This is a genomic window from Streptomyces sp. NPDC018000 (assembly GCF_044328025.1).
GTDB lineage: Bacteria > Actinomycetota > Actinomycetes > Streptomycetales > Streptomycetaceae > Streptomyces.
This window is the reverse complement of record NZ_JBIRGM010000004.1, coordinates 177,375-193,146: the sequence shown is the minus strand read 5'-3', so window position 1 is coordinate 193,146 and position 15,772 is coordinate 177,375. Positions and strand designations below refer to the sequence as shown.

Here is a 15,772-nt window from a genome sequence, read left to right as displayed (position 1 = left end):
CGGAGTCGTTCCGGCGCGGCGGGAACACCCGGCCGGGGTGCCCGGTGGCGTGGACCTCGTCAGGCCTGTGGTGTCCGGGCCACCCAGCCCCGCTCGTACGCATGCCAGCCCAGCTGCAGCCGGGTCGACACCCCGGCCAGCTCCATCAGCCCCTTCACCCGCCGCTGCACGGTCCGCAGCCCCAGGTCCAGTTGCTTGGCCACGCTCGCGTCCGTCAGCCCGGCCAGCAGCAGCGACAGGATCTCCAGGTCCGTCGCATCGGGCCCGGCGGACACCTCCTCGGGCAGGCCGCGCCCGCCGAGCCGGAGCGGCATCGCCTCCCGCCACACCGCCTCGAACAGCCCCATCAGCGATTCCAGCAGCCCGGAGGCGTGGACGACCAGCGCCGCGGGTTCCGCGCCGCGGCCGGTCAGCGGCACCATCGCCAGGGCCGCGTCGGCGACGACCAGCTTGGTGGGCACCCGGTCGACAACCCGGCACTGCTCGCCACGGCTCAGGGCCGCCGACAGCTCCAGCATGCCGGACGGCAGGGCGAGCGCCTCACGTTCGAGCACCGCCCGGTAGGACACCCCGCGGGTCGCCACCTGCTCCTCGGAATTGTTCTCCGAGCCGCTGACGGCGACCGGCTTCCCTGTGACCAGGACGCAGACCTCGCTCGTCGCGCCCAGCTGCAACTGGTGGAAGCGGTGCGCCACCGCGCTCGCGCCCGTGACCACCTCGACCAGATCGTGTACGGCGGGTTCGGCCGCATCCGCCCGGAACTCCTCGGCGAGCAGCGCGGCCGCCAGCTCCGCCTGCTCCAGTTCGTGGCGCTGCTGGGTCAGCAGAGCGCCCAGGGCGACACCCGGCGGCGCGGCCACCCACCGGCCGGTGTGGGCGGACGACTGCGCGGCGAGGCCCTGCTGCTCCAGCCTGCGCAGCGCCCGTTCGGTGTCCGGCTCGGGAAGTGCCAGCCGGTGTGCGAGGTCGGAGACCTCCGCGGCTCCCACCGCCACGAGCGCGCGGTAGGTCGACTCCTGCGTCTCGTCAAGACCTATGGCTCCCAGCATCCCTGGTCCTTCCCGGACGCATTGATTCCGCACAATTTCGCCATCTTCGGGCGCCCGGTCGTGGCGAAAAACGGCCACGGCGTAAACCCGCCGTGTACATCATCCCTTTAACGCGTGTCGCTCTGCCAATGTGGCGCCACCGCAGTACAACAACATCCGGAATATTGCGGTTTGTTCAGAAGCGTTCCGGTTTTATTTGGGGAGAACGATGCGTCCGATATCGCGTACGGCACTGGGAGCGGCCACGGCCGCCGTCCTGGCCGTCACCGCGATCGCACCGTCCGTGGCAGCGCCGCAGGACGACACGACCGCGAAGAGACCACTGACCGGCAGTGCTGCCGCCACCGCCAAGGCGGGCAAGCCGGTCACCGTGACTCTGATCACCGGCGACAAGGTCCTGGTGACCACGGACAGTTCGGGAGCCGCTTCGGCCACCGCGCTGCCGCGCGAGGACGGCACCGTCCCGCTCGTACAGACCAGGCAGTCCGGCAAGGACCTCTACGTCTACCCCGACACCGCCGCCGCCGCGCTGGCCGCGGACAGGGTCGACGAGGAACTCTTCAACGTCACCGGGCTGATCAGCCAGGGTTACGACGACGCGAGCACCAAGTCGCTGCCGCTGATCGCCGTCTACGGCGAGGACACGGCCCGCTCCGCGTCCGTCACCCCGCGTGGCGCCCAGCGCGGAATCGCGCTCGACGCCATCGACGGCGTCGCGCTCACGGCGGACAAGGCGAAGGCCGCGGACTTCTGGTCGGACGTCACCAACGCCCGTTCCCGTTCGGCCTCCGGTCTGAAGAAGCTCTGGCTCGACCGCAAGGTCCAGGCCACCCTCGACAAGTCGACCAAGCAGGTCGGCGCCGACCTCGCCTGGGCCGCCGGATACGACGGCAAGGGCACCAAGGTCGCCGTCCTCGACACCGGTGCCGACGCGGAACACCCCGACCTCAAGGGCCGGATCGCCGCCTCGAAGAACTTCACCGACTCCGCCACCGCCGGCGACCGGCAGGGCCACGGCACCCACACCATCTCCACCGTGGGCGGCACCGGCGCGGCCAGCGACGGCAAGAAGAAGGGCGTCGCCCCCGGCACCGACCTGCTCAACGGCAAGGTCCTCAACGACAAGGGCTCCGGCGCCGAGTCCTGGGTCATCGCCGGTATGCAGTGGGCCGTCGACCAGAAGGCCGACGTCGTCTCCATGAGCCTCGGTGGCATGAGGCCGTCGGACTGCACCGACCCGATGAGCGCCGCCGCCGAGGAACTCTCCCAGAGCAAGGACACCTTGTTCGTCATCGCGGCCGGCAACCTGGGCGCGGGACAGAACACCGTTTCCTCGCCGGGCTGCGCCCCGAGCGCACTGACCGTCGGTGCCGTCGACCGCGACGACTCCACGGCACAGTTCTCCAGCCGCGGACCCGTGACCGGATCGCACACCCTCAAGCCCGAGATCGCCGCTCCCGGCGTCGGCATCTCGGCGGCCGCGGCCGGTGGTCGCGGAGTGTACGCGTACCAGTCGATGTCCGGTACCTCGATGGCCACCCCGCATGTCGCGGGCGCCGCAGCCATCGTGAAGCAGCGCCACCCGGAGTGGACCGCCCAGCAGATCAAGGCGGCCCTCGTCTCGTCCGCGAAGAGCGACATCCCCGGCGACGTACGTGAGACCGGCGGTGGACGCCTCGATGTGAAGGCCGCCATCGACACCACCGTCGTCGGTGCCCCCGCCGTCCAGGGTGGCTCCTTCAACTGGCCGCAGGACAGGTCCGACCGCACCACGGTCGACGTCCCGTACACCAACTCCGGCTCCAAGCCGGTGAAGCTGTCGCTGAAGGTCTCGGGTGTCACCGGGAACGACGGCTCGGCCGTCCGCTCTTCCGTCGCCGAGCTCGACGCGAGCACCGTCACCGTTCCGGCCGGAGCCACCGTCAAGGTCCCGCTGGAGATCGACCCGGCCGCGAAGCTGAAGGCCGCCCAGTACGGCGATGTCACCGGGCGCGTGCTGGCCACCGGGCCCGACGGCGTGAAGGTCTCCACCCCCTTCTCGGTGTACGTCCAACCGGAGACCGTCACCCTGCGCGTCAAGCTCGTCGACCGCGCCGGTAAGCCCGCCAAGGGTCTCTCCTCGGTGGACCTCATCGGTACCGACACCTCCGCCGGCGATCGCCGCTTCAACAACGGCGTCACCGAGCAGGTCTACCAGGTGCGCCCCGGTGCGTACTTCGTCTCCAGCTTCATCGCGACGCCCGACGCGAAGGACGCCACCGGCAAGATGCTGGAGTCCGTGGGCTACCTCGCGCGGCCGCAGCTGAACGTCACCAAGGACGCCACCCTGGTCCTGGACGCCCGCAAGGCCCACCGGATCCAGATGAAGACCGAGGACCGGAAGTCCGAGAACCACGCCACGACGCTCGCTTTCGGCCGCAGCTGGGACGACACATGGCTGCACTCGGGCTCCCTCTCCGCCGGCAGTCTCGTCAAGAACTACCTGGTCGACGTGCAGGGCACGGCGAGTGACGGCGACTTCGAGTTCAACAGCTTCTGGCGTGCGTACGCCCCCCAGATCGAGAAGCTCTCGGTCGTCGGCGGCATCGAACTGCACCCGACGACGGCCAACACCAGCTCCGTCAACCTCGACGGTACGGGCGAGGCCGCACTCGTCGACGCGGGCACAGGCACCCCCGACGAGCTGAAGGCCGCCGACGTCTCGGGCAAGATCGCCCTGGTCGAGGTCACCGACAAGAGCTCCTACGTGGGAGCCCAGGCGAAGGACGCCAAGGCCGCCGGTGCGAAGGCGATCATCGCGCACCGGCCGTCCGCGGGCCTCTGGAAGCCGAACGCCGGCCCCGTTCCGGCGCCGCTGCCCGCGCTCGGCATCGAGGCGAGCGAGGCGGACGCCCTGAAGGCCGCTCTGGCCGACGGCCCGGTGAAGCTGAGCTGGAAGGCCACCGCCAAGAGCCCGTTCGTCTACAACCTGGCCTTCCCCGAGACCGGCCCGGTCACCTCGGACCGCACCTACAAGGTCCGTGACAGCAAGCTCGGCAAGACCACCGCCACGTACGAGTCGATGGGTGTCCCGGCCGACTACGTGGACCTGATGAACATCACCCGGCCGTACGGCGGGCTCTACTCCAACGGCCTCGACACCGTCGCTGTCCCCGGCAAGCGCACCGAGTACTACTCGGCGGGCGACACCGCTTGGAGGCACTTCATCTCGTCCAGCTTCCCCTTCGGCGAGTTCATGGCCGACCAGGTCCGCACCTACACGAAGGGCGCGAAGCGCTCGGAGAACTGGTACCGGGGAATCCCGGTCCCGGCCGCCCCGCGCGACGCCGAGGGCAAGCTCCAGCTCGCCGCCGAGCGGCAGGACAACCTGATCGGCGTTGCCCCGGCCTTCTGGAGCGACAGCGAACACGCCGGTTTCCAGGGTGAATTCGGAGACCTCGGCCGCATGCGACTGACCAGCGGCGGTAAGGAGCTGGGCACGTCCCCCTATCCGTACGGGGTGTTCACCGTCCCGGCCGAGGACGCCGCGTACGAACTCACCATGTACACATCAAAGATGGGTGCGCCCGCCGCCGTGTGGAAGCGCTCCACCCAGATCGAGACCACCTGGAAGTTCCGCTCGGAGCGGGACGAGAACGTCTACTCCCAGGCGATCCCGATGCTCTTCCCCGGCTACGACCTGGACGCCGACGGGCTCAAGACCCTCGCGGCGAAGGACGGTCAGAAGATCGGCCTGAGCGTCACCGGCCACGGGGGCTACACCCCCGGCAAGCTGGTCGCCGCCAAGGTCTCCTACTCGTACGACGGTGGTCAGACCTGGACCGCGGCCACCACCGCACAGCAGGACGGCCGGTGGACCGCGACCGTGAACCACGCGGGCGCGGACGGCAAGCCGGTCACCCTGAAGACCGAACTGACGGACGCCAACGGCAACTCCGTCATCCAGACCGTGAAGAACGCGTACGCCGTGCGCTAATCACGTCCTGACCGGTCCGCCGGGCGCCTTCCCGTGGGGGGAGGGTCGCCCGGCGGACCTTTTTTCATGGCCCCTGTTCCGGATGACCTGTCGAACCGCTGCGCGGCGAGCCCCCCGCTCGTGCGTCGGCGTCCGGGAGGCGCAACCGCGCGCGGCATGGGTTGATGGATGCGGAGTCCGGAAGCCGAAGCGCGGAAAGGGTACGCATCCATGGCCAAGCAGAATGTGTCGGAGCAGTTCGTCGACATCCTCGCCCGGGCGGGCGTCAAGCGTATGTACGGCGTCGTGGGCGACAGCCTCAACCCGGTCGTCGACGCCATCCGCCGCAACTCGGCCATCGACTGGATCCAGGTCAGGCACGAGGAGACCGCCGCGTTCGCCGCCGGAGCCGAGGCCCAGATCACCGGCTCGCTGGCGGCCTGCGCCGGATCCTGCGGCCCCGGCAATCTGCACCTCATCAACGGCCTCTACGACGCCCACCGCTCCATGGCACCCGTTCTCGCCCTCGCTTCGCACATTCCTTCGAGTGAGATCGGCCTCGGCTACTTCCAGGAGACCCATCCGGAGCTGCTCTTCCAGGAGTGCAGTCACTACAACGAGATGATCTCCAACCCGCAGCAGATGCCCCGGCTGCTCCAGACGGCCATTCAGCACGCGATCGGCCGAGGCGGCGTCAGCGTCGTCTCGATGCCGGGAGACGTCGCATCGCAGCCGGCCCCGGAGAAGGCGGTCGAGCACGCCCTGGTCACTTCGCGGCCGACGGTACAGCCTGGTGAAGAGGAGATCGAGAAGCTCTGCCGGATGGTCGACGAGGCAAAGCGTGTGACATTGTTCTGCGGCAGCGGCACGGCGGGTGCCCATACCGAGGTGATGGAGTTCGCCGAGCGGGTGAAGGCCCCGGTCGGCCACGCGCTGCGTGGCAAGGAATGGATCCAGTACGACAACCCGTACGACGTCGGCATGAGCGGACTGCTCGGCTACGGCGCTGCCTACGAGGCGACCAACGAGTGCGATCTCCTCATCCTGCTCGGCACCGACTTCCCGTACAACGCCTTCCTTCCCAGCGATGTGAAGATCGTCCAGGTCGATGTGCGCCCTGAGCGCCTCGGCCGCCGCTCCAAGCTGGATCTGGCGGTCTGGGGCGATGTCCGCGAGACGCTGCGATGTCTGACCCCGCGGGTCAAGACCAAGACCGACCGCAAGTTCCTCGACCGGATGCTGAAGAAGCACGCCGATGCGCTGGAGGGTGTGGTCAAGGCGTACACCCGCAAGGTCGAGAAGCACATCCCGATCCACCCGGAGTGCGTCGCCTCCGTGCTGGACGACCTGGCGGACGACGACGCCGTGTTCACCGTCGACACCGGTATGTGCAATGTCTGGGCCGCCCGCTATCTCTCGCCCAACGGCAAACGCCGTGTCATCGGTTCGTTCAGCCACGGCTCGATGGCCAACGCGCTGCCGCAGGCCATCGGCGCCCAGTTCATCGACCGCAACCGGCAGGTGGTCTCGATGTCCGGCGACGGCGGATTCACCATGCTCATGGGTGACTTCCTCACCCTGGTGCAGTACGACCTGCCGGTGAAGGTCGTGCTGTTCAACAACTCCTCGCTCAGCATGGTCGAACTGGAGATGCTGGTCGCCGGCCTGCCGTCGTTCGGTACGACCAACAAGAACCCGGACTTCGCGGCGATCGCCCGGGCCTCCGGGGCGTACGGCGTACGGGTGGAGAAGCCCAAGCAACTCGAAAGCGCCCTCAAGGACGCCTTCAAGCACAAGGGACCGGCGCTCGTCGATGTCGTCACCGACCCCAACGCGCTCTCCATCCCGCCGAAGATCAGCGCGGAGATGGTGACCGGCTTCGCGCTCTCCGCCAGCAAGATCGTGCTGGACGGCGGAGTCGGCCGGATGGTCCAGATGGCCCGCTCCAACTTGCGGAACGTGCCACGCCCCTGAACGGATCCGGGCAGCGATGACGGTTGATCAACTGACCCTGCACACACCCTTGGCGCCCTCAAAACAATGTGACATATTACTGTCGTGCTCATGAGACAGCCCCTGGATGTCGTCATCGTCGGGGCCGGAGTGGTCGGTGCCGCCTGCGCCTACTACGCTTCCCGGTCCGGACTGTCCGTAGCCGTCGTCGACCGCGGGCCGGTCGCCGGAGGCACCACCGGAGCCGGGGAGGGCAACCTCCTGGTCTCCGACAAAGTGCCAGGACCCGAACTGGAACTGGCCCTGCTCTCCGCCTCCTTGTGGCGCCAACTGTCGGAGGAACTGCCTGCGGACATCGAGTACGAGCTCAAGGGCGGCCTGGTCGTGGCGGCGTCCGAGGATTCCCTGGCCACACTCTCCACGACAGCCGCCGGTCAGCGTGGAGCCGGAGTCGAGGCGCACCACGTCACGCCGGACCGGCTCCGGGATGCCGAGCCCCACCTCGCGCCGAACCTCGCCGGAGGCTGCCACTACCCGCAGGACGCCCAGGTCCAACCAGCCCTTGCCGCAGCCGAGTTGTTGCGGGCGGCCCGTCGCGCGGGGGCAGTGCTGTGCCCCGGTGAGGAGGTCGTCGGGATGCTCAGGGACCGGCAGGGCGCGGTACGCGGGGTGCGCACCGCACGGGGCGAACTGCGTGCCCACGCGGTAGTCAACGCGGCGGGTACCTGGGGCGGGGACCTGGCCGCACTGGCCGGGGTGGACCTGCCGGTCCTGCCGCGCAGGGGTTTCGTACTCGTCACCGAGCCGCTGCCGCGGCTGATCCGGCACAAGGTCTATGCGGCGGAGTACGTGTCCGACGTCTCGAGCGGGTCCGCGGCGCTGCAGACCTCGCCCGTGGTGGAGGGAACCCCCGCGGGGCCGGTGCTGATCGGGGCCAGCCGTGAACGGGTCGGCTTCGACCGGACGCTGTCCGTTCCGGTGGTCGCCCGGCTGGCCGCCCAGGCTGCCGCGCTCTTCCCCGTACTGGCGGATGTGCGGGTGCTGCGCGCCTACCACGGGTTCCGCCCCTATCTGCCCGACCATCTGCCCGCGATCGGCCCGGACCCCCGGGTGCCAGGCCTGTTCCACGCCTGCGGCCATGAAGGCGCCGGGATCGGATTGGCCCCCGCGACCGGACTGCTGATCGCCGACGCGATCGGCGGGCGGAAGCCGGTACTGGATCTCGGACCGTTCGCGCCCGACCGGTTCGACGCGCCCCTCGTGCCCGAGGAGAGGAACCTGTGAGACGCACCCGCGCACGTACCCCGGCCGAATTCGTCGGGGCCGAGCCCGAACCTGAATTCCAACTGACCTTCGACGGGCGCCCGATCCGTGGGCTGCCCGGTCAGAGCATCGCCGCCGCGCTCTGGGCGGCGGGCATCCTGACCTGGCGCACCACTCGGGTCCATGGCCGGCCGCGGGGAGCCTTCTGCGGCATCGGTGCCTGTTACGACTGCCTGGCCACCGTCAACGGCCGGCCCAACCAGCGCGCATGCCTGCTTCCCGCACGTCCCGGCGACGCCATCACCACACAGGAGGGCGACGGGCATGCCTCACTCGACAGATGAACGCAGGCCACCGGACGCCGACCGCGCCGAACTCGCCGTGGTGGGCGCGGGCCCGGCCGGACTGGCCGCCGCCGTCACCGCGGCCGACCACGGGCTCGACGTGGTGCTGCTGGACGCGGCCGTCGCGCCCGGCGGACAGTATTACCGCAGTCCGGCCGACGGGCTCGGCGCCACCCGGCCCGACGCCCTCCACCACGGCTGGCCGGTCTTCGCCGAACTCTCCTCGAGGCTGGCGGCGCACCGTGACTCCGGCGCGATCCGTCACCTCCGTGACCACCAGGTGTGGACGGTCGAACGGGCCGCCGACGGGGACCGGGTCCTGCACGCCGTCACCGGAGCCGAAGGGGACAACCGCCGTGTCGTCCGGGCCGGCCGGCTGCTGCTGGCGACGGGTGCTCACGAACGCCAACTGCCCTTTCCGGGATGGACACTTCCGGGCGTGGTGAGTGCTGCCGGTGCCCAGGCCATGCTCAAGTCCGGCTTGGTGCTGCCGGGTCGGCGGATCGTGGTCGCGGGGAGCGGGCCGCTCCTTCAGGCCGTCGCACTGTCGCTGACGCGCGCCGGTGCGAGCGTTCCGGCGGTCATCGAGGCGTCCGGCTACGCGGCCTACGCGCGCGCGCCCCGGGTGCTGGCAGCCAACCCCGGCAAGGCGGCGGAGGGTGTCAGGTACGGGGCGGCTCTGGCCCGCGCCGGTGTCCGGATGCTGACTCACCGCGCGGTCACCGGCGTGCACGGCGACAACCGGGTGGAGGCGGTGACCGTCAGCCGGGTGGACCAACGGTGGCGTCCCGTGCCGGGGTCCGGCCGCGAGATCGCCTGCGATGCGCTCGCCGTGGGCCATGGACTAGTCCCTCAGCTGGAACTCGCCCTGGCGGCGGGCTGCGGTACGCGCGTGCGCGCCGACGGTTCGCATGCGGTCGTCCTCGACGAGCAGCTCAGGACCACCGTGCAGGGGGTCTGGGCGGCGGGCGAGGCAGGCGGTATCGGTGGAGTCGAACTCGCCCTGTGCGAAGGAGAACTGGCGGCATTGTCGATCGCTCGGGAGATACGGGGCGGGGTGCGGAGGGACGTGGCGCGCAGAGCGGTCGCGCTGCGTCGTTCCCGGCGTCGTCTGCGGGCCTTCGCCGAGCTGATGGGCACCGTGCACCGGCCGGGCGCGGGATGGAGCGAGTGGCTGACCGACGACACGGAGGTCTGCCGTTGCGAAGAGGTCACCGCCGGCCGGATCCGTCACGCCTGCGAGGAGCTGGGAGCCGATGACACCAGGACCGTCAAACTTCTCACCCGAGCCGGGATGGGGTGGTGCCAGGGCCGGACGTGCGGATTCGCCGTCCGTGAACTGGCCGGCGCACACGGCACCGGACACGGCGCCGGTGAAGCCACGCAGGGACCCGACCGGCGCCCGCTGGCCTGCCCCGTGAAGCTGTCCACGCTCGCGGACCTGGCCGGCCCGGGGTAAGGGCTGTCCAGTAATCCCCGGCGGGGGCATGGGCCATCTGTTGCCCACGCTTCTACCACTCAATGAAATGTCACACCTCACTCAAGGAGCAACAATGCAGACGAACACCCACCCGCGCACCCGACCCTGGCGCGGTGTCATGGTCGCCACCCCGCTCACCCTGCGGGATGACGGCACGATCGACTACGACGCCTATGCCACACACGTCCAACAGCTCATCGAGGCGGGTTGCGACGGTGTGGTGCCCAACGGGTCACTGGGGGAGTACCAGACCCTGACCGACAGCGAACGCGAGCAGGTGGTCCGGGTCGCCGTCGAGGCGGCGGGCGACGGCAGCCGCGTCATGCCGGGCGTCGCCGCCTACGGCAGCGCGGAGTCACGGCGCTGGGCGGAACAGGCCGCGGAGGCGGGCGCCGGTTCCGTGCTGCTCCTGCCGCCCAACGGCTACCGCTGCGAGGACGCGGCGGTCCGCGCCCACTACGCCGATGTGGCCGAAGTCGGGGTTCCGGTCGTCGCGTACAACAACCCGTACGACACCAAGGTGGATCTGACACCGAGCCTGCTTGCCGCACTCCACCAGGAGGGCAGCATCGTGGCGGTCAAGGAGTTCAGCGGCGACGTCCGAAGGGCCTACGAGATCGCTGAGCAGGCGCCCGGCCTCGACCTGCTCGTGGGCGCCGACGACGTACTGCTGGAACTGGCACTCGCCGGAGCCGTCGGCTGGATCGCGGGCTGCCCGAACATGCTGCCGTCCTGCTGTGTCGAGCTCTACCGAGCCGCTGTGACGGGTGACATGGCAACCGCCCTGCCGCTGTACAGGGAGCTGCATCCTCTGCTGCGGTGGGACTCGAAGCCGGAGTTCGTCCAGGCCATCAAGGCGTCCATGGACGTTGTGGGACGCCACGGCGGCCGTACCCGTCCGCCGCGCCTGCCCCTGCCCGCCGACGACGCGGCCGCCGTGCGTGCCGTGACGGAGAAGCTGCTCGCCGAGGGCCGCGGCTGAGCCTGTCGGGTGACCTCGGATCGGAGAGCGGACGCGGCGTGGTGCGTGCGAAACGCCGGAAGCGCGCGTGCCACGCCGCAGCCGCCCGATCAGAGGTCGCCCGACCGGCTCCGAGCGCCGCTCCGCCGTCGTACGTACGGTCAGTACCCGACCCAGCCCGTTCTTCGCGTTCTTCACCTTCTCCGTGACGAACCAGGGGGAGCCTTGCAGACACGTCACATATTCCACGCAGTCGACTCACACACCGAGGGCATGCCCACCCGCGTCATCACCGGCGGCGTCGGCATCATTCCCGGTGCCACGATGGCCGAACGGCGCAGGTACTTCCTGGAGCACCGGGACGCCGTGCGCACCCTGCTCATGTACGAACCGCGCGGCCATGCCGCCATGAGCGGCGCGATCCTCCAGCCGCCCACCCGGCCCGACGCGGACTTCGGCGTCCTCTACATAGAGGTCTCCGGGTGTCTGCCGATGTGCGGGCACGGCACCATCGGGGTCGCGACCGTGCTGGTGGAGACCGGCATGGTCGAGGTCACCGAACCCGTCACCACCGTGCGGCTGGACACCCCGGCCGGACTCGTCAGCGTCGACGTACAGGTGCGTGACGGCGCGGCCACCGCCGTCACCCTGACCAATGTTCCCGCGTTCAGCGTCGCACTCGACAGGACGGTGGACGTACCCGGCTACGGACCGGTGCGCTACGACCTCGCCTACGGCGGCAACTTCTACGGGATGGTGCATCTGTCCGACCTCGGGCTGCCCTTCGACCGGGCGCGCAAGGACGACATCCTGGCGGCCGGACTCGCTCTGATGGATGCGGTGAACACGGCTGACCGGCCCGTTCATCCGGAGGACCCGGACATTCACAGCCTCAAGCACGTGCAGTTCATCGCACCCGGTTCCGATGCCCGCCACTCCCGGCACGCGATGGCGATCCACCCCGGATGGTTCGACCGGTCGCCCTGTGGAACCGGCACCTCGGCACGCATGGCCCAACTGCACGCACGCGGTGAACTGGCCCTGGGAACCGACTTCGTGAATGAGTCCTTCATCGGAACCTCGTTCACCGGACGTCTCATCGAGACGACCACCGTGGGCGGACTGCCCGCCGTCGTCCCGACTGTCACCGGCCGCGCCTGGATCACCGGTACCGCACAATTCTTCCTGAACCCGTCCGACCCCTTCCCCGAAGGATTCCTGCTGTGAACCTCCCCCTGCTCGGCGCCGCCGACATCGAGGCCCTGGGGCCGACCGGAGCCGTGGACGCACTGGAGGAGGCGCTGAGCGGGGGCCTCGATCCGGAGACGTCCCCGGCCCGGCACCATGTCACAGTGCCCGGCGGGGAACTGCTGCTCATGCCCGCAACCACCCGGCAGATGACCGGAGTGAAGATCGCCGGAGTCGCCCCCGGCAACCCGGCACGTAACCTGCCCCGGATCACCGGAAGCTATCTGCTGCTCGACGGCCCCACCCTGCTGCCGGTCGCCCTGCTCGACGGTGCCGCGCTCACCACGCTGCGCACACCGGCCGTGTCCGCACTCGCGATCCGACACCTCACCGGGCCCCTCCTGCGTCATCTGGTGCTCTTCGGAACCGGTCCCCAGGCCTACGGACACCTTGCCGCGGTGCTCGCGCAGCGGCGCGTCGAACGGGTCACGGTGATCGGCCGTACCCCGCACAGGGTCGCCGCCCTGGTCGAGCACGCCCGTCAACTCGGGGTGGACGCCCGTGCGGGTGACTCCCAGGGGGCCGAGGAGGTTGCCACGGCCGATCTGGTGCTCTGCTGCACCACGTCCGCAACCCCGCTGTTCGACGGCACACTCGTACCGGACGGGGCAACGGTCGTCGCGGTCGGCTCGCACACCCCGGATGCCCGGGAGGTCGACACCGCGCTGGTGTCCCGCTCCGCCGTCATCGTCGAATCGAGGGCGGCAGCTCTGTCGGAGCCGGGCGATCTGCTGATCCCGATGGCGGAAGGAGTCTTCAGCGCCGAGGATATCGCCGGCAACCTCGCCGACCTGGTGACCGGCCGGATCCTCGACGAGAAGCCGGCCGCCTTCGAGCGTCCCCGATTCTTCAAGAGCGTCGGAATGGGCTGGGAGGACCTCGCGGTCGCCGCGGCGGTGTACCGGGCGTCGGCGCCCTGACCGAGTTGTCCACACGGCCAGGAAACGGCGGGCCCGACCAGAAAACGTGACATTGTATTCTGAGGGCCCGTACGGCGCTGGAGGAACAAATATGGCCCGCCTGACGACGCTCAACGCCATCTCGGCGCAAGAGCACTTGCGCGACAGAGTGGCGAACGCCCTCAGGGCGGCCCTGATCGCCGGGGATCTCCGTCCGGGCACGATCTACTCCGCCCCCACGCTCGCTGCCGAGTTCGGAGTGTCCGCGACCCCGGTCCGGGAGGCCATGCTCGACCTGGCGCGTGAGGGCCTTGTCGAAGCGGTCCGCAACAAGGGCTTTCGGGTCACCGAGCTGACCGATCAGGACCTCGATGATTTCACCGAACTCCGTGCCATGATCGAGGTACCCACCGTCGGCCGCATCGCCCGGATGGGCAAGACCCGGGATCTGAAGGCGCTGCGACCGCTCGCCCTGGCGATCGTCGCGGCCGCCGCCGAGCACGACATCATCGGCTATCTGGAGGCGGACCGACGCTTCCATCTCGAACTGCTGGGACTGGCCGGAAACCGCAGGCTGGTCGAGGAGGTCGGCAACCTTCGCAAGCGGTCGCGCCTCTTCGGTCTCAACCGGCTCGACGCGAAAGGGCAGTTGACCGCGTCGGCGGAGGAGCATGTCCAACTGCTCGACCTCCTGATCGCCGGTGACGCCCAGCGCGCCGAGAGCTGCATGCTGGCTCATATGTCACATGTCAGGTCGCTCTGGGCCGAGGAGGAGGACGGCGACACGGGCGCGGGAGGCGTCCGGGCCGCAAGGGTGCCGCTGCCGGCCGCGGAGGCCTGAACCGCCGTTCGAGTCACGCGGGGGACGCGCCGTCCTCGGGCGGCCGCCCCGGTGTGCGGGGTGACCGCCTGAGTGGGTCGCCCCGGTGTGCGGGGTGACCGCCTGGGGGCGTCCGGGTCAGCCGTCCAGCAGGGCGGCCATCCACTCCTCGATCCCGTCGGCGGTGCGCGGCAGCGCGGACGACATGAGCTGTGCGCCGTCGGACGTGATCACGAGGTCGTCCTCGATCCGCACCCCGATTCCGCGTAGCGAGGGGGGCAGTGTCTCGTCGTCGGGCTGGAGGTAGAGCCCCGGTTCCACGGTCAGTACCTGGCCGACTTCCAGGCGGCCGTCCAGATATGTGTCGGCGCGTGCCTGGGCGCAGTCATGAACGTCCATGCCGAGCATGTGGCCGCTGCTGCAGAGCGTGTACCGGCGGTAGAAGCCGTTGTCGGCGTCGAGCGCCTCATCGGCGGACATCGGCAAAACGCCCCATTCGTGAAGCCCTTCGGCGATGATCCGCATGGCCGCCATGTGGAAGTCACGGAATCGCGCCCCGGGACGCAGGGCCGCGATGCCCGCTTCCTGCGCGGCCAGCACCAGCTCGTAGACGCTGCGCTGTACGGGGGAGAAACGGCCGGACAGCGGCAGGGTGCGGGTGATGTCGGCCGTGTAGAGCGAATCGGTCTCCACCCCGGCGTCCAGGAGCAGCAGCTGGTCGCGGTCCAGTGGACCGTCGTTGCGGATCCAGTGCAGGACACAGGCGTGTGCCCCCGCTGCGGCGATCGTGGAGTAGCCGGGACCGTTGCCCTCCAGCCGGGCCCGCAGATCGAATACGCCCTCGATCCAACGCTCGCCGCGTGGGTGTCGCAGTGCCTGTGGAAGGCTCCGCACCACATCCTCGAAACCAGCCACCGTCGCATCGACGGCATGCTGCAACTGACCTGTCTCCCAGGGGTCCTTGACGAGCCGGAGCTCGCTCAGCACTGCGGCCAGTCCGGCCGGAGCCGCCCGTCCGGGAGGGAAAGCACCATGGGCACTCAGGAGTTCGTCGACGGACGGGTCCACACCGCCCAGCACCCGTACCGGGGGCTGCGGTCCGGTCAGCAGTTTCTCCCAGGCGTCCAGGTGCGCACAGCGGATGCCGGTCATCCGGGTTGCCTCCGCCAGGTCGGGCCGGCGCCCCACCCAGAACTCCCCGTACCTGCGGTCACGGTAGAACTCGTGGCCGGTGCGCGGTGACCGGGGACGCAGATACAGCACCGCTTCGTGCCGCTCGTCGCCGTCGGGTTCCAGGACGAGGACGTGGCCGGCCTGATCCTCGCCGGTGAGGCCGGTGAGCCAGGCGTAGCCCGTGTGCGGACGGAAGCGATGGTCGGTGTCGTTGGAGCGGACCGCGAGCGCGCCCGCCGGGATGACCAGGCGCTCGCCCGGGAAGCGGGCGGCGAGCCGGGCCCGGCGGGCGGGGGTGGCGTCGTACGAGGGAACGCGAATGTCCGCCGGCAGTGGGGTGTCGGCCCACGCCGTGCGCATGAAGGCGTCGAGCGCGGGCGACACCGGAAGGTCATGGCTGCTGGTTCCGGGCGCGGGGAGGGAATGGGACACGGGCGTCTTCTCCTCAAGGCTCTGTCGGGGCTCGGGGCTCGGGGCTCGGGGCTCGGGGCTCGGGGCGCTGGCCGGGCAGTGCCCCGGTGGTGAGGGAGCCGATGGCGACGGCCGTCTGCGTACGGGCCGCCACTGAAGTCCGGTGCGGTGTCTGTGAGTTGTCACAGAGATGAATGTGCGTGAGAGGGCTTCCAA

At 69.9% G+C, this 15,772-nt stretch carries 11 protein-coding genes; 9 read left to right on the top strand and 2 right to left on the bottom strand.

Annotated elements, in window-relative coordinates; translation table 11 throughout:
* Positions 1-59: 59 nt before the first annotated feature.
* The gene (locus tag ACH4EW_RS12570; protein ID WP_398255165.1) at positions 60-1,049 is read right to left on the bottom strand and encodes a helix-turn-helix domain-containing protein; all 990 of its coding nucleotides are present in this window, start codon (positions 1,047-1,049) and stop codon (positions 60-62) included.
* 208 nt (positions 1,050-1,257) lie between these two features.
* Between ACH4EW_RS12570 and ACH4EW_RS12565 the strand changes: the two genes are divergently transcribed.
* The 9 genes from ACH4EW_RS12565 to ACH4EW_RS12525 all read left to right on the top strand — a co-directional run bounded on the left by ACH4EW_RS12565 (position 1,258) and on the right by ACH4EW_RS12525 (position 13,993).
* Positions 1,258-5,025, top strand: coding sequence for a S8 family serine peptidase (locus tag ACH4EW_RS12565; RefSeq protein WP_398255162.1), 3,768 nt, complete (start codon positions 1,258-1,260; stop codon positions 5,023-5,025).
* 210 nt (positions 5,026-5,235) lie between these two features.
* Positions 5,236-6,978, top strand: coding sequence for a pyruvate dehydrogenase (locus tag ACH4EW_RS12560; protein WP_398255159.1), 1,743 nt, complete (start codon positions 5,236-5,238; stop codon positions 6,976-6,978).
* 84 nt (positions 6,979-7,062) lie between these two features.
* On the top strand, positions 7,063-8,241 hold the full coding sequence (locus ACH4EW_RS12555) for an NAD(P)/FAD-dependent oxidoreductase (protein ID WP_398255157.1): 1,179 nt from the start codon (positions 7,063-7,065) through the stop codon (positions 8,239-8,241).
* Positions 8,238-8,564 carry a (2Fe-2S)-binding protein gene (locus ACH4EW_RS12550; RefSeq protein WP_398255154.1) on the top strand — a complete coding sequence of 109 codons (327 nt, stop codon included), beginning with the start codon at positions 8,238-8,240 and terminating at the stop codon, positions 8,562-8,564. Before ACH4EW_RS12555 ends, ACH4EW_RS12550 begins: the two co-directional genes overlap by 4 nt.
* Positions 8,545-10,023, top strand: a complete 1,479-nt coding sequence (locus ACH4EW_RS12545) for an NAD(P)/FAD-dependent oxidoreductase (RefSeq protein WP_398255152.1) — start codon at positions 8,545-8,547, stop codon at positions 10,021-10,023. The genes ACH4EW_RS12550 and ACH4EW_RS12545 overlap by 20 nt, the downstream gene beginning before the upstream one ends.
* Positions 10,024-10,117: 94 nt before the next feature.
* Positions 10,118-11,026, top strand: coding sequence for a dihydrodipicolinate synthase family protein (locus ACH4EW_RS12540; RefSeq protein ID WP_398255149.1), 909 nt, complete (start codon positions 10,118-10,120; stop codon positions 11,024-11,026).
* 204 nt (positions 11,027-11,230) lie between these two features.
* Complete coding sequence (locus ACH4EW_RS12535) at positions 11,231-12,232, top strand: proline racemase family protein (protein WP_398255146.1); 1,002 nt, start codon at positions 11,231-11,233, stop codon at positions 12,230-12,232.
* Positions 12,229-13,173 carry an ornithine cyclodeaminase family protein gene (locus tag ACH4EW_RS12530; protein WP_398255144.1) on the top strand — a complete coding sequence of 315 codons (945 nt, stop codon included), beginning with the start codon at positions 12,229-12,231 and terminating at the stop codon, positions 13,171-13,173. Before ACH4EW_RS12535 ends, ACH4EW_RS12530 begins: the two co-directional genes overlap by 4 nt.
* 91 nt (positions 13,174-13,264) lie before the next feature.
* Positions 13,265-13,993 (top strand): GntR family transcriptional regulator, encoded by a 729-nt coding sequence (locus tag ACH4EW_RS12525; protein ID WP_398255141.1) that lies wholly within the window; start codon positions 13,265-13,267, stop codon positions 13,991-13,993.
* 117 nt (positions 13,994-14,110) lie between these two features.
* On the opposite strand, the gene ACH4EW_RS12520 is transcribed toward ACH4EW_RS12525, so the two are convergent.
* Entirely contained in the window at positions 14,111-15,577 is a 1,467-nt protein-coding gene (locus ACH4EW_RS12520; RefSeq protein ID WP_398255138.1) for an aminopeptidase P family protein, read from the bottom strand.
* Between the last annotated feature and the right edge of the window lie 195 nt (positions 15,578-15,772).

Bases quoted from the DNA above. Each gene is read 5' to 3' on its own strand.
- ACH4EW_RS12540 (WP_398255149.1), top strand. From the start codon at position 10,118: ATGCAGACGAACACCCACCCGCGCACCCGACCCTGGCGCGGTGTCATG.
- ACH4EW_RS12560 (WP_398255159.1), top strand. From the start codon at position 5,236: ATGGCCAAGCAGAATGTGTCGGAGCAGTTCGTCGACATCCTCGCCCGG.
- ACH4EW_RS12545 (WP_398255152.1), top strand. From the start codon at position 8,545: ATGCCTCACTCGACAGATGAACGCAGGCCACCGGACGCCGACCGCGCC.
- ACH4EW_RS12570 (WP_398255165.1), bottom strand. From the start codon at position 1,049: ATGCTGGGAGCCATAGGTCTTGACGAGACGCAGGAGTCGACCTACCGC.
- ACH4EW_RS12565 (WP_398255162.1), top strand. From the start codon at position 1,258: ATGCGTCCGATATCGCGTACGGCACTGGGAGCGGCCACGGCCGCCGTC.
- ACH4EW_RS12525 (WP_398255141.1), top strand. From the start codon at position 13,265: ATGGCCCGCCTGACGACGCTCAACGCCATCTCGGCGCAAGAGCACTTG.